21 protein-coding genes are annotated in these 21814 nt (G+C 71.3%); 8 read left to right on the top strand and 13 right to left on the bottom strand.

All coding sequences use genetic code 11. The features are described 5' to 3' along the window. Nucleotides 1-72: 72 nt before the first annotated feature. A complete protein-coding gene (gene soxR, locus KIH74_RS29315; protein ID WP_214159614.1) occupies nucleotides 73-546 on the bottom strand; it encodes a redox-sensitive transcriptional activator SoxR in 474 nt (157 codons plus the stop codon). 82 nt (nucleotides 547-628) lie between these two features. On the opposite strand from soxR, the gene KIH74_RS29310 reads away from it, so the two are divergent. From KIH74_RS29310 to KIH74_RS29290, 5 genes are all read left to right on the top strand, one after another. Continuing rightward, on the top strand, nucleotides 629-1321 hold the full coding sequence (locus KIH74_RS29310; RefSeq protein WP_214159613.1) for an SDR family NAD(P)-dependent oxidoreductase: 693 nt from the start codon (nucleotides 629-631) through the stop codon (nucleotides 1319-1321). Beyond that, a complete protein-coding gene (locus KIH74_RS29305; protein ID WP_214159612.1) occupies nucleotides 1318-2328 on the top strand; it encodes an S-adenosylmethionine:tRNA ribosyltransferase-isomerase in 1011 nt (336 codons plus the stop codon). The genes KIH74_RS29310 and KIH74_RS29305 overlap by 4 nt, the downstream gene beginning before the upstream one ends. A 165-nt stretch (nucleotides 2329-2493) precedes the next feature. Then, nucleotides 2494-2868, top strand: a complete 375-nt coding sequence (locus KIH74_RS29300) for a response regulator transcription factor (RefSeq protein WP_214159611.1) — start codon at nucleotides 2494-2496, stop codon at nucleotides 2866-2868. Next, on the top strand, nucleotides 2865-3962 hold the full coding sequence (locus KIH74_RS29295; RefSeq protein ID WP_214159610.1) for a HEAT repeat domain-containing protein: 1098 nt from the start codon (nucleotides 2865-2867) through the stop codon (nucleotides 3960-3962). The genes KIH74_RS29300 and KIH74_RS29295 overlap by 4 nt, the downstream gene beginning before the upstream one ends. A gap of 19 nt (nucleotides 3963-3981) precedes the next feature. Beyond that, nucleotides 3982-5415 carry a glycosyltransferase family 2 protein gene (locus KIH74_RS29290; protein WP_214159609.1) on the top strand — a complete coding sequence of 478 codons (1434 nt, stop codon included), beginning with the start codon at nucleotides 3982-3984 and terminating at the stop codon, nucleotides 5413-5415. A gap of 67 nt (nucleotides 5416-5482) precedes the next feature. On the opposite strand, the gene KIH74_RS29285 is transcribed toward KIH74_RS29290, so the two are convergent. From KIH74_RS29285 to KIH74_RS29275, 3 genes are all read right to left on the bottom strand, one after another. Then, nucleotides 5483-6979, bottom strand: coding sequence for an ATP-binding response regulator (locus KIH74_RS29285; RefSeq protein ID WP_214159608.1), 1497 nt, complete (start codon nucleotides 6977-6979; stop codon nucleotides 5483-5485). Further along, nucleotides 6948-7430: a response regulator gene (locus KIH74_RS29280; protein ID WP_214159607.1), complete on the bottom strand. Its 483-nt coding sequence runs from the start codon at nucleotides 7428-7430 to the stop codon at nucleotides 6948-6950. The genes KIH74_RS29285 and KIH74_RS29280 overlap by 32 nt, the downstream gene beginning before the upstream one ends. 112 nt (nucleotides 7431-7542) lie before the next feature. Next, on the bottom strand, nucleotides 7543-10170 hold the full coding sequence (locus KIH74_RS29275) for a LuxR C-terminal-related transcriptional regulator (protein WP_214159606.1): 2628 nt from the start codon (nucleotides 10168-10170) through the stop codon (nucleotides 7543-7545). A gap of 148 nt (nucleotides 10171-10318) precedes the next feature. Between KIH74_RS29275 and KIH74_RS29270 the strand changes: the two genes are divergently transcribed. Together KIH74_RS29270 and KIH74_RS29265 are read left to right on the top strand one after the other, a co-directional pair. Continuing rightward, the gene (locus KIH74_RS29270) at nucleotides 10319-10753 is read left to right on the top strand and encodes an organic hydroperoxide resistance protein (RefSeq protein WP_214159605.1); all 435 of its coding nucleotides are present in this window, start codon (nucleotides 10319-10321) and stop codon (nucleotides 10751-10753) included. A 65-nt stretch (nucleotides 10754-10818) separates the two neighbouring features. Further along, entirely contained in the window at nucleotides 10819-11268 is a 450-nt protein-coding gene (locus KIH74_RS29265; RefSeq protein ID WP_214159604.1) for an NUDIX hydrolase, read from the top strand. Here the strand turns inward: KIH74_RS29265 and KIH74_RS29260 are convergent. Then, complete coding sequence (locus KIH74_RS29260) at nucleotides 11254-13326, bottom strand: M3 family metallopeptidase (protein WP_308114039.1); 2073 nt, start codon at nucleotides 13324-13326, stop codon at nucleotides 11254-11256. The genes KIH74_RS29265 and KIH74_RS29260 overlap by 15 nt on opposite strands. Nucleotides 13327-13399: 73 nt before the next feature. Between KIH74_RS29260 and KIH74_RS29255 the strand changes: the two genes are divergently transcribed. Next, nucleotides 13400-14305 carry an alpha/beta fold hydrolase gene (locus tag KIH74_RS29255; protein WP_214159603.1) on the top strand — a complete coding sequence of 302 codons (906 nt, stop codon included), beginning with the start codon at nucleotides 13400-13402 and terminating at the stop codon, nucleotides 14303-14305. A gap of 58 nt (nucleotides 14306-14363) precedes the next feature. Here KIH74_RS29255 and KIH74_RS29250 read toward each other — a convergent pair whose 3' ends face one another. The 8 genes from KIH74_RS29250 to KIH74_RS39380 all read right to left on the bottom strand — a co-directional run bounded on the left by KIH74_RS29250 (nucleotide 14364) and on the right by KIH74_RS39380 (nucleotide 21787). Continuing rightward, the gene (locus KIH74_RS29250) at nucleotides 14364-15305 is read right to left on the bottom strand and encodes an exopolyphosphatase (protein ID WP_214159602.1); all 942 of its coding nucleotides are present in this window, start codon (nucleotides 15303-15305) and stop codon (nucleotides 14364-14366) included. Between the two features lie 124 nt (nucleotides 15306-15429). After that, the gene (murD, locus tag KIH74_RS29245; protein WP_214159601.1) at nucleotides 15430-16773 is read right to left on the bottom strand and encodes a UDP-N-acetylmuramoyl-L-alanine--D-glutamate ligase; all 1344 of its coding nucleotides are present in this window, start codon (nucleotides 16771-16773) and stop codon (nucleotides 15430-15432) included. After that, a complete protein-coding gene (locus KIH74_RS29240) occupies nucleotides 16766-18157 on the bottom strand; it encodes a MurL-like N-terminal domain-containing (RefSeq protein WP_214159600.1) in 1392 nt (463 codons plus the stop codon). The genes murD and KIH74_RS29240 overlap by 8 nt, the downstream gene beginning before the upstream one ends. Continuing rightward, complete coding sequence (gene pgeF, locus KIH74_RS29235) at nucleotides 18154-19011, bottom strand: peptidoglycan editing factor PgeF (RefSeq protein WP_214159599.1); 858 nt, start codon at nucleotides 19009-19011, stop codon at nucleotides 18154-18156. Before pgeF ends, KIH74_RS29240 begins: the two co-directional genes overlap by 4 nt. A 74-nt stretch (nucleotides 19012-19085) precedes the next feature. Then, nucleotides 19086-20111, bottom strand: coding sequence for a Gfo/Idh/MocA family protein (locus KIH74_RS29230; RefSeq protein ID WP_214159598.1), 1026 nt, complete (start codon nucleotides 20109-20111; stop codon nucleotides 19086-19088). 65 nt (nucleotides 20112-20176) lie between these two features. Further along, complete coding sequence (locus KIH74_RS29225; RefSeq protein ID WP_214159597.1) at nucleotides 20177-21259, bottom strand: hypothetical protein; 1083 nt, start codon at nucleotides 21257-21259, stop codon at nucleotides 20177-20179. Between the two features lie 118 nt (nucleotides 21260-21377). Beyond that, nucleotides 21378-21638 (bottom strand): sigma factor-like helix-turn-helix DNA-binding protein, encoded by a 261-nt coding sequence (locus KIH74_RS29220; protein ID WP_246573368.1) that lies wholly within the window; start codon nucleotides 21636-21638, stop codon nucleotides 21378-21380. Beyond that, a complete protein-coding gene (locus KIH74_RS39380; RefSeq protein ID WP_372492144.1) occupies nucleotides 21527-21787 on the bottom strand; it encodes an RNA polymerase sigma factor in 261 nt (86 codons plus the stop codon). The genes KIH74_RS29220 and KIH74_RS39380 overlap by 112 nt, the downstream gene beginning before the upstream one ends. Nucleotides 21788-21814: the final 27 nt, after the last annotated feature.

Here is a 21814-nt window from a genome sequence, read left to right as displayed (position 1 = left end):
GATCTACCCGGACGCGGCGGCAGTCCCGAAAACCGACACCTGACGGCCTCACCGGCGCCGGGCGTCCACCGTTCAGGGACGACGCAACGCCGACGGCAGGTACGCCGCCCCCGCACCGGTCTTGGCCGCCGCGTCACCCGCGTTCGAGATGCGGCACCGGGCCAGCGACAGGCATCCGCAGCCGATGCACGAGTCCAGCTTGTCGCGCAGAGCCACCAGGGCCTCGATCTGCTCGTCGAGGCGCCGCGACCAGGAGCGCGAGATCGCCGTCCAGTCGGCCTTGGTCGGCGTGCGCGAGGCGGGCAGCCCGGCCAGCGCCTCACGCACCTCGTCGAGCGAGAGCCCGACGCTGCGCGCCGCCCGCACGAATGCCAGCCGCCGCAGTACCGCCCGCTCGTAACGACGCTGCCCACCGGCGGTGCGGGTGGCCGTGATCAGGCCCTCACGCTCGTAGAACCGCAGGGCGGACGCCGCCAGGCCGCTGCGCTGCACCAGCTCGCCGATGCTGAGCAGCTGGTCGGCCCGTGGCTTCGCGTCGGAAGTCATCCCGCCAGGGTACTAGACCTGAAGTTGAATTCAACTAACAAGATGTGAGGACGACGAAACACCCTCGACCTCAGGAGAAGACATGCCCACCGCACTGATCACCGGTGCCTCCAGCGGCCTCGGGCTGGCCCTGACCAGGGCCCTCGCCCAGGACGGCTGGGACCTGGTCGTGGACGCCCGGGGCGCGGACCGGCTGCACCGGGCCACCGCCGGCCTGCCGGCCGTGCACCGGCATCCCGGAGACGTCACCGATCCAGGTCACCGCGCCGAACTGGTGGCCGCCTGCCGCGAGCTCGGCGGGATCGATCTGCTCGTCAACAACGCCGGCGGGCTGGGCCCGAGTCCCCTGCCGACGCTGGGCGAATTCCCGCTCCCCGCACTGGAGGAGCTGTACCGGGTGAACGTGGTCGCACCGCTCGGCCTGATCCAGCTCTCCCTTCCACTGCTGGCCGCCTGCGGCGGCGTCATCGTCAACATCACCTCGGACGCGGCCACCGCCGTCTACCCGGGCTGGGGCGGGTACGGGTCGTCGAAGGCCGCCCTGGAACAGATCGGGGCGGTGCTCGGGGCAGAGTGCACCGGCAGTGTGCGGGTGTACTCCTTCGACCCGGGCGATCTGCGGACACCCATGCACCAGGCCGCTTTTCCGGACGACGACATCTCGGACCGGCCGCTGCCCGAGAGCGTGGTCCCGGCCTTCCGGAGTCTGCTCGCCGAGCGTCCGGGCAACGGCCGCTACCAGGCCGGCGACCTCGTCCCCGGGGCCCGGGCGTGATCCGGCCGAGCACCACCTTCGAACTGCCGCCCGGCGCCGAGGCCACCGGGCCGCCGGAGGCGCGCGGCCTGGCCCGCGACCAGGTGCGGCTGCTGGTGGCCGGCCGGGAGGCACTGCACGACACCAGGTTCGACCGGATCGGCGACCACCTGCGTCCGGGAGACCTGCTGGTGGTGAACACCTCGGCCACCCGGGCCGCCGCGGTCGACGGCGAGCACGCCCGGCTCGGGCCGGTGGTCGTTCACCTGTCCACCCACCTGCCGGACGACGCCTGGGTGGTGGAGGTGCGCAGCGCGCCGGACGCCGCCGAGCGGGTGCGCGACTGCGCGGTCGGTGACGAGATTCGGCTTTCCGACGGCACTCTCGTGAACCTGCTGGCCGGGGACGGCGAACGGCTCTGGACCACGCAGCCGCTGGGCACGCCGCCCGGACGGCCGATCCGCTACGGCTACCTGTCGGGCCGCTGGCCCCTGGAGAGTTACCAGACGGTGTTCGCCGATCCGCTGGCACCTGGTGCCAGTGCCGAGATGCCCAGCGCCGGGCGGCCGTTCAGCACCGACCTGGTGACCCGTCTGGTGTCGGCCGGGATCCGGCTGGCCCCGATCGCCCTGCACGCGGGGGTTTCGTCGCTGGAGACCGGCGAGGCCCCGCCCGCCGAGCCGTACCGGGTGCCGGAATCGACGGCGGCACTGGTGAACTGGACCCGCCGGACGGGTGGCCGGGTGATCGCTGTGGGTACCACCGTCACCCGGGCGCTGGAATCGGCGACTCATCCGGAGGGTCAGGTTCGTCCCGCGCGTGGCTGGACCGATCTGGTGATCTCCCGGGAGCGACCGGTGCGGGTGGTGGACGGCCTGATCACCGGCTGGCACGACCCCGAGGCCTCCCACCTGCTCATGCTGGAGGCGGTGGCCGGACCGGGCCTGGTGCGCGACGCCTACGCACACGCCGTGGAGCACGGCTACCTGTGGCACGAGTTCGGCGACTCCTGCCTGTTCCTGCCCTGATCCGGTTTGACCCGGCCTGATCCGGGAGGGGTGGGGAGAGGGTGAGACGGGGCCCGGGTCAGAGATCACCCTGTAGCCCATTCGGAGTCCCGTCGATGGCGGTGGGGAGTCGGAAGGCAGCTGTTGCCCTCTGGCCGGAAACCGACGTCTGACCGAGGAGACATCATGAGCAGCATCGTCGTTGTGGACGACGACTCCGACATCCGGGGTCTGCTGGAGTTCAAGCTGTCCGCGGCGGGTCACCAGGTGACCGCCGAGGCCGACGGCGAGGCCGGGCTGGCCGCGATCATGGACGTCCGGCCGGACGTCGTGGTGCTGGACTGGATGATGCCGCGGATGAGCGGCATCGAGGTCTGCCTGGAGCTGCGCAAGGACCCCTCGATGGCCGACATCCCGGTGCTGTTCCTCACCGCGAAGGCCCAGGAGTCCGACGTCCAGCGTGGTTTCGCCGCCGGCGGCAACGACTACGTGATCAAACCCTTCAGTCCGCGCGAGCTGTCCAGCCGGATCGACGCGCTGCTGGCTCGGACCCCGAGATGAGTACCGGCGCGATCCTTCTGATCGCCGCCACTCTCAACCTCGCGCTGATCATCGGGCTGTCGCTCACCACGGCACTGCTGAAGGCGCGGCGTGAGCGCCGGGCCCGGCGGCACGAGCAGGAGCTCGCCCTGCTCCGGCCGGTGATGATGCGCTACCTGGCCACCTGGGAGGACGGGGACGCCCACGACCTCGCCGACATGCTGATCGGCTACCACGGCGTCACCACGTCGTTCGAGGAGCTGGTGGCGGGGTTGCTGCCCAAGCTGCGCGGGGCCGACCGGAGCATGCTGGTCGACATCCTGCGCCGCCGCGGCACCATCGACCAGGCCCGGCAGGGCACCGGCTCACGCTGGGCGGTGCGCCGCTACCGCGCGGTGGAACTGCTCGGCGCGGCCGGGGTCAGCGAGGGGATTCCGGACGCCGCGGCACTGCTGGGTGACCGGAACACCGACGTCCGGCTGGCCGCCGTGCGGGCGCTGGGCCGGATCGGCACCGTGGAGGCGGCCGCCGCCCTGCTGGAGCACCTGGACTCGGACGAGGGCCGCAAGCACCCGATCCCGCCGCACCCGGTGACGATGGCGTTGCTGCGGATCGGCACCGACGCGACCGATCCGCTGACCCGGGCGCTGGAGGCCGGGCAGGTGGAGGTGCGCACCATCGCCACCGAGGTGCTCGGCGTGCTCGGCGTGTACCCGGCCGTGGCCGGGCTCCAGGCCCGCATGCGGCTCGATCCCAGTGCCTCGGTCCGGCTCGGCGCCACCCACGCCCTCGGCCGTCTGAGCATGCCCAGCTCGGCCGGCGACCTGACCGCGATGCTGCGCACGGAGGAGGACGTCGAGGTCCTCGCCGCTGCCTGTGCCGCCCTCGGCCGGATCATCGACCCGTCCACGATCCCCGACCTGGAACACGCGGTGGCGCATCCGCACCCCACCGTCCGGGTGGCGGCGGCGATGGCGCTGGTGCCGTTCGGTGCTACCGGCCTGGACCGGCTGCGCGAGATCGCGCAGCGCGACGCCGAAGGTGGTGACGCCGCTCGGGAGGTACTCGCCCGCAACTCGATCGCGACCGACACCACGCCGCTGATCTCGCTGTAGAGGAAGGCCCCCGACCGTCATGAGAGATTTCCTGGAATCCGCGGTCATCGGATTCAACTCGTTCGTGATCATCTACTTCCTGGCGCTGAATTCGCTGTACCTGCTGATCGTGCTGATCGCCTCACGGGCGCAGCGCCGGGCGCAGCGGATGTCGTCGGAGACGGCGCTGGAAGACCTCTTCGCCAACCCGCTCACCCCCGGGGTGTCGGTCCTCGTGCCCGCCTACAACGAGGAACCGAGCATCGTCTCGAGCGTGCACTCCATCCTCGATCTGCGGTATCCGCAGCTGGAGGTGGTGATCGTCGACGACGGATCCACCGACGGCACCTTCGACGTGCTCCAGCACGAGTTCGAGCTCCAGCCCAGCACCCGGGTCGCAGCCGGTGTGGTGGAGACCGTGGGCACGGTGAACTCGGTGCACATCTCCCGCGACGGCCAGATCGTGGTGATCCGCAAGGAGAACGCGCGCCGGCGCGGGGACGCCCTGAACGTCGCCCTGGAGTACTCCCGCTATCCGCTGGTCTGCATGATCGACGCCGACTCGGTGCTGGAGAAGGACGCGCTGATGCACGTGGTGCGGCCGTTCGTGGACGATCCGGAACGAGTTGCCGCCACCGGCGGGGCCATTCGCCCGATCAACGGCTGCCCGACCGAGCGCGGCATGATCCTGGAGAAGCGCCTGCCGAAGGCCTGGGCCCCCCGCATCCAGGTGGTCGAGTACCTGCGCTCGTTCCTGCTCGGCCGGGTCGGCTGGTCGGCCTTCAACGGCCTGATGATCATCTCCGGCGCGTTCGGCCTGTTCCGGCGCGACCTGGTGCAGCAGATCGGCGGCCTGACCGCGGACTCGCTGGCCGAGGACGCCGACCTGGTGAACAGCCTGCACCACCGTCTGCGCAGGGAGAAGCAGGACTACCGCATCGTTTTCGTGCCGCACCCGGTCTGCTGGACCGAGGTGCCGGAGAACCTGAAGATCCTCGGCCGGCAGCGCCGCAGGTGGTCGCACGGCCTGCTCGAGGTGCTGTGGCGGTTCCGGCAGATGATCGCCAACCCGCGCTACGGCCGGATGGGCATGCTGGTGCTGCCGTACTACGTGGTGTTCGAGCTGCTCAGCCCGGTGGTCGAGATCCTCGGCCTGATCTGCCTGCCGCTCGGTGTCGCGTTCGGCATCCTGAACTGGAAGATGGCAGTGCTTTACGCGATCGTGGCCATCGGATACGGCATCCTGCTGTCGGTCGTCGCGATCGTGGTGGACGACCTGTCGTACAAGACCTACCGGCGCTGGAAGGATCTCGGCATCCTGCTCGTGGCCGCGTTCCTGGAGAACTTCGGTTTCCGCCAGCTGCACGCCTTCTGGCGCCTGCGCGGGCTGTGGTCGGGCATCCGGGGCTCGAACGCCTCGTGGGGAGAGATGCCCCGGGTCGGTTTCAAGGAGACCAGCGGGGCGTCCGGTTGACGGTGACGGCCGAAAATTGATGACGACGATGAGCTTTCACGGCTCATCGTCGTCCATCATTTTCGGGTCACTGACGGCGTGGCAGGCGCACGACGACCGTGCTGCCCTCGCCCAGCACCGATTCCATGTCCACGGAACCCCCGTGGTTCTCGACGATCTCGCGCACCACCGCCAGCCCCAGGCCGGTGCCCGGGATCTTGTGGGCGGCGTCGCTGGCCGAGCGGAAGAAGCGGGTGAACAGCTTGGGCAGTTCCTCCGCGGCCACGCCGAGACCGGTGTCGATCACCCGGATCACCACCTGGTCCTGGTCGTCGTGCCGCTCCAGGGTGCCCCGCACGGTCACCGTCCCGCCCTGCTCGGAGAACTTGACCGCGTTGCTCAGCAGGTTCAGCAGCACCCGCTCCAGCTGCGACCGGTCGCCCATCACCGGCAGTTCGCCGGGGGTTTCGAGCCTGAGCGTGACGCCGGCCGTCTCGGCGCTGGGTTTCAGCACCAGCAGGGCGCCCTCGGCCACGTCGGCCAGCTCGACCTCGACATACTCGTGGGTGAGGGTGCGCGAGTCGATCTTGCTGAGCAGCAGCAGGTCCTCGACCAGGTTGAGCAGCCGCCGGGCGTTGCGGTCGATGATGTCGAGCATCTTCGAGGACTGGCTGTCGTTCCCGTCCGCCTCGTCGAGCAGCAGTTCGGCGTAGCCCCGGATGCTGGTCAGCGGGGTGCGCAGCTCGTGGCTGACCGAGGCGACGAATTCCGTCTTCAGCCGGTCCACCTCGCGCAGCTCGGCATTGGCCACGTCGAGCTGCTGGTTGCGGGCCTCCAGCTCGGTGCGGGCCCGGCGCAGGTCCGCCTCGATCCGCTTCTGGTCGGTGATGTCGACCAGGATCGACCCGACGGCGAACACCGTGTCGGTGCCGTCGAGCACCGGGTACCGCACGGCGTGGAAGGTGCGCTGCTCGCCGTCGACGGTGAACATCTCCTGCCGTTGCACCACCTCGGCGCCGGCCGTGCGGATCGGCGAGGCGCTGGCCAGCGGCGGGTGGTCGGTGGAGAGCTGGTTGTAGAGGTCGTTGCTGACCAGGGTCTTGCCGCTGAGGTTCTGCACGCTGATCGCGGCGACCGAGTTGTCGACCAGGCCGAGCATGATGTTCATCGTCTCGTCGCGACGCTGCTCGGCCAGCCGGGCCACCCGGTCCAGCTCACGCCGGGCCAGGGCGTGGTCGATGGCCGGACCGAGCCGGCTCAGGCGGTCTTTCAGCAGGTAGTCGGCGGCGCCCAGACGCAGCGAGTTGACGCAGGTGGCCTCGTCCATGGTGCCCGAGACCACGATCAGCGGCAGCTCCGGCTGCTTGGCCTGGAGGATCGCCAGGGCGTCCGGGGCGGTCATGGTGGGCAGGGTGTAGTCGCAGATCACGACCTCGGGCTCGTCGTCGAGGGCGCGCAGGAACTTGCCCGCGGTGTCGACGACCGTGGCCACCGGGTCGTAGCCGGCCCGCCTCACCTCGGAGAGGATCAGCTCGGCGTCCGGCGGGAAATCCTCAGCGACCAGCAGGCGCAGTGGTGTTGGCACGGGGATACTCCGTCGGTGTTCGGTTCAGGGCGACCCAGTAGCGACCGACATCGGCGATCGACCGGAAGTATTCGTCCATGTCGACCGGCTTGACGACATAGCTGTTGGCGCCGAGGGCATAGCTGGCGGTGATGTCGCGTTCCTCGGCCGAGGACGTCAGCATCACCACCGGGACGACGGCCAGGTGCGGTGTGGACCTGAGTTCGCGCAGCACCTCGATACCGTCCAGGCGGGGCATCTTGACATCCAGAAACACAGCCCGGGGAAGGTCCTTCGGGTCGGCACCGGCCCATGGGCCCCGGCAGCTGAGCCGGTCGATGGCCTCCAGCCCGTCCCGTGCCTCCTCGACGCGTCCCCGGAACTGGTTACGCCGCAGGGCGTGCTGGAGCAGCTCGCGGTCCTCGGCGGAGTCGTCGACGAGCAGGATCCAGTCCTGCTGTCCCGAGTTCACCGCCCGGCTCCGGGTCTTTCGGAAATACCACCGATGCAAGGTGTTTTCATGCGCCTGCCCGCCCCCCGCAGCACGACCCATCGTGCTGCCCGGCGAGAATGCTCCCAGAAGATCACAGTTCGACGATGTCAGGTGTCCGGGTGATATTGACGTCGACCACCACGTCACCCCGGGGTGAGAGCCAGCCGCGTACGCGGGCGATCCGTACCGCCTCCTCCCGGCTGTGCACGCCGAGCTTGCGGTAGAGGTTGCGGCAGTGCGACTTGAGCGTGTTCTCCGAGACGAAGAGGGCCGCGGCGATCTGCGCGTGGGTCCGGTCGGTGGTGAGCTGTTCCAGCACCACCAGCTCGCGCCGGGTCACCCCGGACCCGCCGTCGGCCGCGGCCCCCGCCTCGTCGAGCCGCCCGATCAGTGTGCGGCGCCAGTGCGAGGCGTCCGGGGAACGGCGCAGGGCGGTGGAGATCAGGGTCCGCAGGGCGGCCGGTCCGTCGAGGAAAACCCGCAGGTGCCCGTCCGGTTCGGCGGCCAGCAGCGCGGTGTTCACCGCCTCGGCGGCGGCACCGCGTCGGCCGGCCGCGAGCGCCAGGGCGGCCTCGGCCAGCGTGCGGCGCAACCGGTCGTCGAGTCCGGTTTCGGCGGACCAGGCGTCCAGCAGGTCGCGGGCCCGGGACGCCTGCTGCCGTCGCAGCGCCAGGAACAACCGGGCCGACAGCACGCACGGCACGGCGGGGGCGGCCTCGAGTTCCGCCTGGGCGGCGGCCAGGTCGCCGTCGAGTTCCGCCAGCCGGGAGCGGCCCAGGGCCAGGCGGGCGGCAAGGGCGGGCGGCAGGTGCTCGTCGCCGTTCTGGCGCAGGCGTTCCAGTTCGTCCCGGGCGCCCGGATCACCGAGGTCGAGCAACAGCCGGGCCCGCAGCACCCGGTACGCACCGCCGACGGCCGGGCCCTCGCCGACGCCGACCACGAAGTCCGCGCCGAGCACGTCGGCCGATCCGTCGAGCACGAGCAGCGCCTGCCCCGGCTCGCCCCGTGCCCGCAACGTCTCGGCCTCGGCCAGCACGGCGGTGGCCAGCATCGGATGGCCGGACAGATCAGCCCGTCCGGACCGGCCCGCCTGCCCGGGGCTGCCGGTCTGCCCGGCCAGGCGCCGGGCCCGGTCGGCCAGGCGCTGGGCGGCGGAGAGCTCACCGCCCCAGGCCGCGGCGAGCGCCTCCACGCCGAGACCGGCGAGCAGGAGGTAGCGCGGCAGCTTCTCGGCGCCGGCGGCCCAGGCCTGCCCGAGATGCTCTGCGGCGGAATCGGGTTCGGCGGCGAACAGGGCATGACGAGCGGCGAGCAGATGCCGCGCCGCGGTGAGGGCATCGGTGTCGTGGAGGCCGAAGAAGGCAGGCAGGGCGGCGGTCGGCACCGGCGCACCGCCGGCTCCCGGCACCCGACCGGCCCCCGGCGTGGAGTCGTTGCCCAGCGCCGCGATCAATCCGGTGGCGGCGTGCCACCAGGGCACCTCGGCGGGGCGGGCGAGCACCTCGGCGGAGAGCAGGCGGTCGCCGCAGATCGCGGCGGCGAGGGCGATCAGGGCGCGGTGCCCGGGGTTCCCCGCCCAGGCCGGCGCGGGCAGCGCGGTGAGGGTCGCATGCAGGAAGGAGGTGTCCCAGCCGGAAAATCCCTGGGGAGCGGCGCGTTCCAGCTCGACCAGTACCTGGGGCCAGGCCCGGGCTTCGAGGTAGCAGGGAACGGCCGCGTCCGGCCGGGCCAGGGACGATGCGAGATCGCCTGCCCTGAGCAGGTTCCCGGCGGGTGGGCGGCCGAGCCGAGCCAGCGTGCGGCGCGCCCCCACCACGAGCCACGGGTGATAGCCGCCGACAGCAGGCTCGGGGCGCGCGGAGTCCGGCCCCCGGCCCGCAGCGGGTGCGGGCCACTGGTCCAGGGTCAGCCCCCAGCGCCGGGCGGTGTCGGACATCACCACCGGATCGGCTCCCGGAACCAGGGCCGCGCACAGCTCCGGATCCGCGGCCAGGCCTGGCAACGGTGCGGTGGCCAGCACGAATTCTTCCAGATCGGAAGGGATTCCGGACAGGAGCAACCCGGCCACCAGATCGGCCAGCACCCGGCCCGTCAGCACCGGGTCGGCCTCCGGCGCCCCCTCCCGGCCGAGCGCGAGCACCCCGGCAGGCCATCCCCCGCTGAGCCGGTGCAGCCGTCCGGCTTGCTCGGCGTCGATCCGCACCCCGCACAACTCGGCGAGCTGCGAGCGCACCACCTCCACCGGCCACCACAGATCGCCGGCCCGAACCTCGGCCACCCGCCCGGCCAGCCGCACCGCCGTCGCGGGCGGCAGCACCTCCCCGCGCCCCACCAGGATCAGCCTCGGGCCCGGCGGGAAATCCGTGACGATCCGCTCCAGTTCGCCGGGGGTCAGGGCCTCCACGCCGTCCAGCACGATGAATCCGCCCGGATTCTGGAGCAGGTGGCGGCGGATCGCGGGCTCCACGTCTTCCTCAAGCAGGCCCTCACGCGAGCCAGGACGCACGCCCAGCCCGATGTGGGTCCAGGACGGCGCCGGGCGCAGCCAGTGCCGCACCAGACGTCCCCGCCCGGAACCCGGCGGGGCGGCGACGACCAGGAACGGGCGGTCGGGGCACAGCTCGGGCAGCCGCAGCACGGCGTCCCGGAACCACCAGCCGTCGGTGACCTCGCACCAGGCCCGACCAGCCTCGTCACTATGGCGCCTCACGCTGGACATCTGACAAAACGTAGCAGTTTCATGACAGAGAGCTACGAAGGTCGGTGGACGTCGTCCGAGGTGCCGGTTGCGCCGAGGTCGGAAATGATGTTGCGGCGGAACCACCGGACAACACGCGTACCAGGAACCACGAACAAGGGAAATACTCATGGCAGAAGCTCTTTACAGCGCCACGTCGACCGCCTGGGGCGGCCGGGAGGGCCGGGCCAGGTCGTCCGACGGGCGCATCGACGTGGCCCTGTCGATGCCCGCGGGCCTCGGCGGCGACGACGGGCCGGGCACCAACCCGGAGCAGCTGTTCGCCACCGGCTACGCCGCCTGCTTCCACAGCGCCCTGAAGAGCGCGGCCCGGGCGGAGAAGGTCGACGTCAGCGACTCCGCGGTGTCGGTCACGATCAGCCTGGTCGGCGGCCCGGAGTCCGGCCTCGACCTGGCCGCCCGCATCGAGGCGCAGATCGGCGGCGTCGACCCGGAGACCGCCGGCCGCCTGCTCCAGCTGGCGCACGAGCGCTGCCCCTACTCCCGGGCCATGCGCGGCAACATCAGCCAGGAGGTGCTGCTGGTCGGGGCCGAGTCCGACTGAGTACACCGCCCGGAACAGGCCCGGAACAGGCCCGGAACGGCGCGGGGACGGTGCAGGATCAGTGCGTGGACGAGCCGACGATACGAGAAGCCGCCCGGATCATCCTGATCGACGACCACGGCCGGGTGCTGCTGGTGCAGGGCGGCGATCCGGCCGACCCGGCCGCCGGGCTGTGGTGGTTCACTCCCGGCGGCGGTCTGGACCCGGGTGAGAGCAGTGCCGACGCGGCCCGCCGGGAGCTGTTCGAGGAGACCGGTTTCGTGGTCACCGGCGAGCTCGGCCCGGTCGTGCACGAGCGGGACAACACCTTCGTGTTCGGTGGCCGGCTGCTGCGGCAGCGCGAGGTGTACTACCGGGTGCGCCACGCCGGGTCCGGGCCGGAGATCGACCGCTCCGGCTGGACCCCGCTGGAACGCGAGTCACTGACCGGGGCCCGCTGGTGGTCCGCCGACGAACTGCGCACCACCAGCGAGGTGTTCTTCCCGGAGTGTCTGGCTGATCTAGTCGACGGGTAGCAGGCCCCGGCGCTCGAGCAGCGGCTCCAGGCGCGGCGCCCGGCCGAGCACCCGCTCCACGGCCGCCATCGGGTCGACCGAGCCGCCGCGCGACAGCAGCTCGTCGCGGAACCTGGCTCCGGCCTTGCGGTCCAGGCCGCCCTGGGCCAGGAACCACTCAACCGTGTCGGCGTCGAGCACCTCGCTCCACAGGTACGAGTAGTACCCGGCGCTGTAGTCACCGCCGAAGATGTGCTCGAAATAGGTGCTGCCGTATCGCGGCGGCACCGCGTCCAGGTCGAGTCCGTGCGAGGCCAGCACCTGCCGCTCGAACGCGTCCACCTGCTCCGGGGTGATCGCCGGGTCGTCCGCCCCGCGCCCGTGCCAGGCCTGGTCGAGCAGGCTGGCGCCGAGCATCTCGACGGTGGCGAACCCCTGCCCGTACGACTGGGCGGAGATCACCGAGTCCAGTGCGTCGGACGGCAGCGGCTCACCGGTGGCGTGGTGCAGGGCGTAGCGGCGCAGGAGTTCCGGCTGCCATGCCCACATCTCGTTGACCTGTGAGGGGAACTCGACGAAGTCGCGCGGCACCCGGGTGCCGGACAACCGCGGGTAACGGACGTCGGAGAGCAGGCCGTGCAGCACGTGCCCGAACTCGTGGAACGCGGTGCCCACCTCGTCGAGCGTGAGCAGCGTGGGCGAACCGGCCGGTGGGCGGCTGAGATTCAGGTTGATCACGATCACCGGCCGCTCACCGGTCAGCCGGGCCTGCGACACGAACGAGCTCATCCAGGCGCCACCGCGCTTGGCGTCCCGCGAGTACCAGTCGGTGAGCACCAGCCCGAGGCCGGCTCCGGCCTCGGTGAACGCCTCGTACACGTCCACGTCGTCGGCGTAGCCCCGCAGGTCGTCACGGCGCACGAAGTGCAGGCCGTAGAGGCCGCCCGCGGCCGCGAAGATGCCGTTGCGCAGCACCGAGCCCAGCTCGAAGTACGGTCGCAGCGCCGCCGAGTCGCGGGAGAACCGTTCCCGGGCAACGAGTTCCGCGTAGTAGGCCCAGTCCCACGGCCGCAGGTCGCCCTCGAAACCGTCGGCGTGCAACCGCTCGGTGAGCTCGGCCTGCTCGACCCGGGCGTTCTGCACGGCCGGGCCGACCAGGGCGGTGAGCAGCTTCGTCACCGAGTCCACATCGCCCGCCGTCTGGTCGGCCGCGACGTACGCCGCGTGGCTGGGGAACCCGAGCAGGGCCGCGCGTTCCGCGCGCAGCGCCACCTGCCGGGTCAGCGTGGGCCGGGTGTCGTAGGCGTTGTCGCGGCGCCCACGCGACACCGAGGCCCGGTACAGCCCCTCCCGCACCGCACGGTCGGTCAGCGAGGCCAGTGCCGGCTGACCGCTGGGCAGCAGCAGCGTGATCAGGTAGCCGCGCAGCCCCCGGTCCTGGGCTGCGGTGTGCGCCGCGGCCAGCGCGTCCGGCGGCAGGCCGTCGAGCCGCGAGGCGTCTTCCACGTGCACGGCCAGGTCGTTGGTGTCGGCGCGCAGGTCCTCGCGGAAGGTGGAAGCCAGCCGGGCCAGCTCCTGGTTGATCGCACGCAACCGCTCCTGCCCCGCCGCGTCCAGACCGGCTCCGGCACGCACCATGTCGTCGTGCTGACGCACCAGCAGCCGCCGGGTCTCCTCGTCGGCGATCTGCTCACGCTGCGCGTACAGCTCGGCCACCTTGGCGAACAGCGCCGGGTTCATCACGATCGCGTCGCGGTGCGCGGCCAGCAGCGGGTTCACCTCGGTCTCGATCTCGCGCAGCCCGTCGGTCACCGACGAGCCGATCAGGTTGAAGAACACCCGGTAGACCCTGCTCAGCAGGGCCCCTGACCTCTCCAGCGGATCGAGCACGGTGGCCACGGAGACCGGCTCGGGCGACTGCGCGAGGGCCTCCACCTCGGCCAGTTGCTGCTGCATGCCGACCCGGAACGCGGGCAGGTAGTGTTCCTCGCGGACGGACGCGAACGGTGGCAGCCCGTAGGCGAGATCACTCGCCCGCGCGAACGGGTTCGACGGTTCCAGGGAACTCTTCGGTGTCACGTGCGTTGCCTCTCTCAGACATCCAGGAGAACGCAATCTTGCTCGGCGGTACGGCCGGAGGTACAAACATCTGATGACCCAGACCTCCGACCGTCTCGGTAGCCGGCACCGCGGGGAGTCCAGGTGGGTCGAGCTCGCCGACGGACCGGTGCATTACATCGATCATGGCGGACCCGCCGGTGCTCCGCTGGCGGTGCTCGTGCACGGCCTCGGCGGATCGCACGCCAACTGGACCGCGCTGGCCCCACTGCTCACGCCGCACCTGCGGGTGGTGGCCGTCGACCTGGCCGGGTTCGGGCTGACCACGGCGGGCACGCGGCCGGCCAGCGTGGTCGGCAACGCCGATCTGCTGCACCGCTTCGCCGCCGCGCTCTCCACCGAACCCGTGGTGCTGGTGGGTAATTCGATGGGCGGCATGATCAGCGCGATGGTCACCGCCGGGCATCCGGACCAGGTGTCCCGGCTGATCCTGGTCGACCCGGTGCTGCCGCTGACCCCGGCCCTGCCCGACGGCCAGGTCACCGCCAACATCCTCCAGGGCGCGCTGCCGGCCCGGGCCCGCCTGGCCCTCGCCCGCCGCCGCGGCCCGATCCCCCGCGACCGCGCCGCCATGCAGCTGGTCACCCTGTGCTGCGACGATCCGGACCGGGTCACGCAGGAGGTGGTCGACGAGCACCTGGCCCTGGCCGAACGACGCGGCTACGTCGAAGAGACCGTGCGCGACTTCCTGATGGCCGGGCGCTCGATGGTGCTCACCGTCGTGCACTGGCGCCGTTACGCGAAGCTGCTGCACTCGATCGAGGCGCCGGTGATGCTGATCCACGGCACACGTGACCGCCTGGTGCCGTACCGCGTGGCGCGGGTGGCCGCCGCGGCCAACCCGCACTGGTCGTTCTTCCCGGCCACCGGGGTGGGGCACGTGCCCATGCTGGAGGCGCCGGGCTGGATGGCCGACCGCATCCTGGAGTGGCTGACCTGAAACGGTGGACGACGAGGGGCCCGGAAAGGGCTCTGCGTCGTCCACCATGAAGGGCCCGTCAGACCCGGGCGGGCTCGTTGACCGCCGCCGCGATCTCGCTGAGCACCCGGTCGGTCTGGTCGTGCGGCACCTGGCAGGTGCCCGCGGCGTGGTGACCGCCCCCGCCGTACCGGAGCATGAGCGAGCCGATGTCGACCGGTGAGGTGCGGTCGAGGATCGACTTGCCCACTGCGAGAACGGTGTTCTGCTTCTGCTTGCCCCAGATCACGTGCGCCGACACCCGGCACTGCGGGAACAGCGCGTAGACCATGAAGCGGTTGCCGGCATGGATGATGTCCTCGTCGCGCAGGTCGACGACCACCAGGTCGCCGCGCTCGATGCAGACCCGTTGCAGCTGGGCCACGAACAGCTCGGACTGCGCGTGGAACAGCTCGACCCGCTCGGCCACGTCCGGCTCGGCCAGGATGTCCTCCACCGTGGCCTCGTTCAGCACGCTGTCGATGAGCTGCATCATCAGCTGGTAGTTGGAGATCCGGAAGTCGCGGAACCGGCCCAGGCCGGTTCGGCTGTCCATCAGGAAGTTCAGCAGGGTCCAGCCGCGCGGCCGGAGAATGTCCTCCAGCGCGTAGTCGGCGGAGTCGGCCTGGTCGACCGCCCGCATCAGCTCGTCGGAGATCATCGGGAACACCGGCGCCCCGCCGAAGTGGTCGTAGACCACGCGGGCCGCCGAGGGGGCCTCCTCGACGATGATGTGGTTGTCCGGGGTGCCGCCCACCCGCAGCGTCTCGCTGTGGTGGTGGTCGAACACCATGTGCGCCTCGGGCGCGTAGGGCAGGTTGGTCAGGATGTCGCCCGGACCGACCTCGACCAGGCCGTCCTGCACGTCCTTCGGGTGCACGAAGGTGATCTCGTCGATCATGTCGAGCGCACGCAGCAGCACGGCACAGACCAGACCGTCGAAGTCGCTGCGCGTGACCAGACGAAACTTACCTGTCGACATGTCGTTGTCCTCCCGGGAGCAGACGAGGACCGGAGAGCCCTACCAGTCCACTCGACCCCGGCGCGGGCCCGGCCAACCCGCCGAACGGGTGAGGCCGGGCCCTGACCTGGATCCGAACCGAGGTTCAGCCGCGGCGCGAGATCCGGTTCATCGCCTCGACGAACGACTCGCCGCGGTGCCGGTAGTCGCGGAACCGGCCGAAGCTGGGCGCGGCCGGCGAGAGCAGCACCACGCCGTTGGGCCGGGCCCAGGCGTAGCCCTCCTCCACCGCCTCGTCCAGGCCGGACGTCTCCTTCACCGTGACGTTCGGGCCGCAGCCGGTGCGGTTCAGCTCACTCGCGATCCGCGGGCCGTTGTCGGGCGTGGTCAGCACCAGCACCTCGGCCTGCCGCCCGCGCAGCCCCTCGGCCAGCGGCGCGTAGTCGATGCCCCGGTCCTGCCCGCCCACGATCAGCGCCACCCGACGGTCGCCGAACGCCTCCACCGCGGCCAGCGTGGGCAGCACGTTGGTGGACAGGCCGTCGTCGACGAAGCTGACCTGGTCGATCATGCCGACCTGCTGGAGCCTGCTCTCCAGGCCGGCGAAACCGGCCGCGGCCCGGGCCAGTTCGGCCTCGTCGTCGGCGGCGCCGACCCCGAGCTTGGCGAGCATGGTGCGGGCGATCACGGCATTGCGGCGATTGTGGACGCCGAGAAGACCCAGCTCGTCGATCCACTTCTGCCCGGCCTGTTCCGCCGTCACCCATTCGACCTGGGGGCCGAGCAGGTCACGCCGCTGCCGGATCTCGGCGCTGTCGCCGTTGGCCACCGTCCAGACCGCCCCGGGACGCCCCGCGAGGCTGAGTTTGTCGCGGTAGTACGTCTCCAGGTCGTCGCGGTGCCAGGGCAGGTGGTCGGGGTTCAGCGAGGTCACCCCGACCACGTGCGGGGCGGTGTAGATGTCGGTGGCCTGGTAGCTGGACACCTCGATCACCCAGAAGTCCTGCTCGGCACCGCCGACGGCCGGGTCGAGCGCCGGGTCGAACGGCGGCACGCCGATGTTGCCGCCGACCAGGGTGCGGTAGCCCAGGCCCTTGAGCAGGTGCCCGGTGATCGCGGCGGTGGTGCTCTTGCCCTTGGTGCCGGTGATCAGCACGACCTTGCGCGGGTCGGCGCCCTGCACCCACAGCCCGAGGCCGCCGACCACGGCGACGCCCTGCTCCTCCAGCTCACGGATGCTGTCGGAGTAGCGGCTGATGCCCGGCGACTTGATCACGATCTCGCAGACCGCCAGGGCCTCCGCGCCGCCCTCGGCGGTGGCCAGCACCTTGCGGCCCTCCACCCCGCCGGGCGGCGGGTTGTCGTCGACCAGCAGCGGCTCGATGCCGCGGGCCTGGCAGGCGCGCAGCGACGCCTCGCCCTCGCGGCCCAGGCCGTAGATGCCGATGCGGTGACCGTCGAGGTCGTCCCAGGACAGCGCGTCACTCATGGTGCTGCTTCAGGATCTCGGGCTGGTAGCGCTCGGGCACGAAGTGCCGGCTGAGCGGCTTCAGCAGTTCCTCGGGCGCCGGGTCCTGGTAGCCCCGGGCCACCGTGACCAGGGTCTGGAGGATGTCGTCGTCCGCCCGGTCGGGCCGGGCCGCGGCCAGCCGGGCGGCCACCCGGCTCTCGCTGACGTCGCCCACGCACTCCCACGGCTTGGCATCGGGCACGAAACCGAGCAGCCGGCGGAAGGTGTCGAGCAGTTCCGGCTTCTGCAACGGTTCCCCGGCCACGGCGAAGATCTTCTGAAGGTCTTCCTTGCTGACGAAGGGCGCCAGCACCAGGTCGATGAAGGCGCACTTGTCGCAGACGCCGCACCAGTGGTCGAACCGCTTGGTGGTGTCGATCAGGAAGGCCTTGTTGCAGCTACGGAAATGGTCGAAGTACTGCGGCTGTTCGGCGAACCGCTCGGCGATCCAGACCTCGCTCAGGGCGCGCAGCAGGGAGAAGTACTCCAGCCCGTCGCCGAGCGCCCCGGCCAGCACCTCACGGAACCCGGCCTCGAACGTCTCGCTCTTGGAGAACTGGTGGTTCACCGGGCGTCCGTGGTCGTAGAGGGTGGCCGACGACGCCGACCACTCGTTCGACAGCACCACGGCGTCGCGGCCCTCGAGCACCGCGGCGAGCACGGTGATGGCCGAGATGATGCCGGTGACCGGCACGTGCCCGTTGAGGAAGCCGAGCTCGCGCGAGCGCAGCACGACCGGGTCGATCGAGCGCTCGGCCCGCACCACCGGCCAGCCGGTGATCGCGGCCGGCTCCTCGATCGCGTCGAACCGGTCGCCCGGCCGGGTGACCACGAACAGCGCGGCGTCGTCGGTGTGCGGGCGGATCTGCTCCACGCTGACGATCGAGTCGACGCCGCCGCCGAACGGCACCAGCGGGCTGTTGCGGCGCGGCGTGTAGCCCGCCGAGGCGGTGCGCTCCAGCTGGCCGGCGACGAACTCCAGGTCGCGCAGGTCGATGCCGTTGCGGTAGGCGAACTCGCCCAGGCCGTCCAGGTAGAACGTCTTCAGGAAGCCGAGTTCGGTGGCGGTCAGCGCGGTTTCGCCGAGGTCGACCACCGGCGGGGCACCCGCCTTGTAGTACGAGACGCCGGTGAGCAGGAAGAGGATGCGGGCCGCCTCGACCACCGCCGGGTTCGTCCAGTCGCCACCGCCGGGGAAGGCCACCACCTCGGAGAAGTCGTGCGACTGCGACGCGCTGTCGAGCCGGTAGCGACAGACCACCCGGTTCGACTCGGGCTCGATGTCGAAACCGACGTAGGTGAAACGCTGGGCGCGCTTGCTCTGGGTCGGTTCGTCGGCGCTCGCCGCGGGGGTTGCGGTCATCGGGGATCCTCTTCGGGCTGCTCGTTCAGGGGGGACTGCTGGTCTTCGGGCTGTTCGTGGGGCTGTTCGGCGGGCTGGTCGGGAGTCAGTCGCACCAGCACCGCGAACCGGCCGGTGGGGCCTTCGGAGCGATGGCTGAAGAACGGTGTGCCCGGGCCGGTGTCCAGGCCCGCGAGCTCGATCGCCTGCGGCCGGACACCGGCCTCGGTGAGCTGAATGATGTTGGCACGCCACAGATCGAAGGTCCACCGGCCGGTTCCGTCGGGCCGGATCACCTCGCCGGCCCGGTCGCCGAACGCCTGCCGGGCCTTCACCTCGACGTCTGCCCCCACCTGGTAGCGGTCGGGCGAGATCGAGGGGCCGATGCCGACCAGCAGGTCGGCCGGGTCACTGCCCTGCTCGGCCAGGGCGCGCACGGTGGCGGCGCTGATGCCGGCGACCGTGCCGGGCCAGCCCGCGTGCACCGCGGCGGCCACCCGGCGCACCGGGTCGAACAGCACCAGCGGCACACAGTCGGCCACCATGATCACCAGCACCGGACCGGGCTCGGCGGTGATCAGGGCGTCGGCCTCGATGTTCTTCTGGCCCGGTGCGGTGACGGCGGCCACCTCGGCACCGTGCACCTGCTTGGCGAAAACCAGGTCGCCGGGTGCCACGCCGAACGCCCGGGCGGCGCGCTCGCGGTTCACCCGGACGGCGTCCGGGTCGTCAGCGACGTGCAGCCCGAGGTTCAGCGACTCGTAGCGGCCCGAGCTGACGCCACCGGCACGCGTGGTCACCGCCGCGCGCACACCGTGACCGTCGAAGATCGACCACGTCAGCAGAGGGATGTCCGTCGCGGTTCCGGCAATCATGATGCCGCCACTCTACTAACGTTGCCGCGCGACTTTCTTGAGACTACGACCGAATCCGGCGGAATCGGCCTTCGTCAGGACTCCGGGTAGACCAGGCCGATCTGGTCCCGCACCTCGTCCAGGATGCCCATGATCGAGATCGTCTCGTCCAGCGGCATCACCGGGCTCTCCAGCTCACCGGCGCGGATCCGGGCGACCGCCTCGGCCACCTGGTAGCGCATGCCCTTGGCGTTGCCCCGCACCATGCCCTCGACCGGCTCGAACCGCTCGGTGCTGCCGTCGGCGCGGGTCAGGGTGATCGCACTGCTGCCCGAGTACCACTGCCGGTCCAGCTCGACGCGGCCCTCGGTGCCGGCGATCCAGGCCTTCATCGGGGTGGCCACGGTGGCGCTGCACAGGATCACGGCGTGCGCGCCGTTGCCGTAGGTGAGCACCGCCGAGGTGGTGCCGTCGACGCCGGTGAACGCCGGGCTGGCACTGGCCCGCACGGTCTGCGGGGCGCCGAACACCATGGAGGCGAACGAGAACGGGTAGATGCCGAGGTCGAGCAGCGCGCCGCCGCCCAGCTCGAAGGCGAACAGCCGGTGCTCCGGGTCCTGCTGGAACCGCATGCCCTGGTCGACGCCCAGCGCCAGCACCTCGCCGATCGCCCCTTCGGCCAGCAGCTCGCGCAGCCGGGTCATGTGCGGCAGGAAGCGGGTCCACATCGCCTCCATGCAGAACACCCCGGCCCGGCGCGCGGCCTCGACCACGGTGCGGGCCTCGACGGCGTTCATCGTGAAGGGCTTCTCCACCAGCACGTGCTTGCCCGCGGCGATGGCCAGCAGGGCGTGCTCGGCGTGGAAGGGGTGCGGGGTGGCCACGTAGACCGCGTCCACCGAGGGGTCGGCGACCAGCGCCTGGTAGCTGCCGTGGTGTGCCGGGATGCCCTGGTCGGCGGCGAACCCGGCCGCCCGCTCCACGGTTCGCGAGCCGACCGCGGTGACCTGCGTGCCGTCCAGCAGGGCGGTGTCGGCCGCGAACCTCGCGGCGATTCCCCCGGTACCGATGATCCCCCATCGCAGCGGCGCCACGGCGCCCTCCGCCTGCACTTCGGTCATGACGGACAGCCTATGGGTAACACCGGGCGATGACGGTCCGGAGGTGGCCGGACCGCCACCACGGATCAGTACACCCAGTCGTCGCACCCCAGACCGGAGCGGTAGTCGCTGACCTCGTCGCCCGCCACCGCCTGGTGCACGTAGTCCCCGAGCACCTGCCCCCAGGCTCCTTCCCGCTCCATCTCCCCCAGCACCTTCCACTGCTTGCTGGCGGCCAGCGCCTCACCGGCCGCCGTCATGCCGTCCTGGTCACCGGCGGCGCGGGCCTGCTCGTAGTCCTGGAACCACAGGCACGACAGGGTGCCGGTGACCCGCGCCCCGAACTGGTAGTAGTTCGCGGCGAAGTCGACGTCGAACACCGAGGCGTCGAAACCCTCGGGCACCGGAATGTCTTCGAGCATCTGGCGGGCGACACGCGTGGTCTCGTCCGGGGTGACCACCGATTCCGGCAGCCCGGCGTACCACTGCTCCACCGTGACCTGGCGCAGTCCGGCCAGCACCGTGTCCAGGTCGGCGCGGGTGGCGGTGCCCGACGTGCGGACGTCGACGAACGTCTTCTCGTACTTCACCATCACCTCGAACTCGCCGTCGCCGTTGCGGAACAGCGAGCCCTCCCGCCCGAGGAAGGTGAAGTCCCGGGGCGGGTTCTCGTAGCTGCGGTCCTCGAAGAGGTTCTGGTAGTTGGAGTTCGGGTACCAGTTGATCTCCAGTTCCCGCTTCCGGTCGACGAACCGGATCTCCCCCTCGTTCCGTGACCGCTCACTGACGTAGTCGATCGTCCAGGCCGGATCGTCCATCAGGAAGTAGGTTTCGTCGGTCTCCGGGATCACCGTCACCGCGGCGGGAGCCGCGGCCGGGGTGGCAGCGGCCCCACCGCGGCCGAACACCAGGGCAGGGGTGACGACGGCAGCCACCACCGCGGCCGCCGCGGCCAGGCCCACCAGACGCCGCCGGGCGGGCGAGCGGCGACGGGCCGCCGCGGCCGGCACGATCGCGGCGGGTTCCTGCGTGCTGCCGATGATTTCGTGACGCTGTTCGTCGGACATGATCTCCTCCAGGAGTTCCTGCCCGGCCTCGGCGAGAGCGGCGCCGGGCACCGGCCCGGGCTGGGCCAGCCGGATCAGCCGGTCGATCTCGGAGTCCTTCACGCCTTTCCCTCCTTCGGCACGGACACGGTGCGGACATACCGGTTCTGTCCGGTGCCCCCGGAAACGTGACGCCGGTCGTCACTTTCCATCCGAGCCCGCATCCGGGCCCGGGCCCGGGTCAGTCGCGCGCCCGCACCACCTGGGGCGAAAGGTCGAGTGCCACGGCGATCTCGCGCGGTGCCAGCTGCTCCCACACGGTCAGCTCCAGCACCTCGCGGTCGTTCGGCTCCAGCCCGGCCAGGGCCTCGCGCACCGCGCGCACGCCGATCAGCTCGTCGGCCGGGTCGGCGGTGATCGGGTAGACCCGGTGCTCGCGCCGCAGCCGCTCGCCCAGCCGCAGCCGGCGCTGCTCGCCGCGGTCGTGGTTGGCCAGCACCAGCCGGGCCACCCCTGGGGGCACCTCCCGGCCGGAGGCTGGGGGAAGAGCCAGAGCCGGGCGTCGCCGCCCGGCGGCACCTCGGTGCGGCGCCGCCAGGCGACCAGGAAGGTGTCCGCGACCAGGTCCGCGGCGTCGTCGGGATGCCTCACCCGGCGCCGCGCGTAGTTCAGGATCGC

It is taken from the genome of Kineosporia corallincola (assembly GCF_018499875.1).
Taxonomy (GTDB): Bacteria; Actinomycetota; Actinomycetes; order Actinomycetales; family Kineosporiaceae; genus Kineosporia; species Kineosporia corallincola.
The sequence above is the reverse complement of the archived record's forward strand: the minus strand, read 5'-3'. Positions and strand labels throughout refer to the sequence as shown.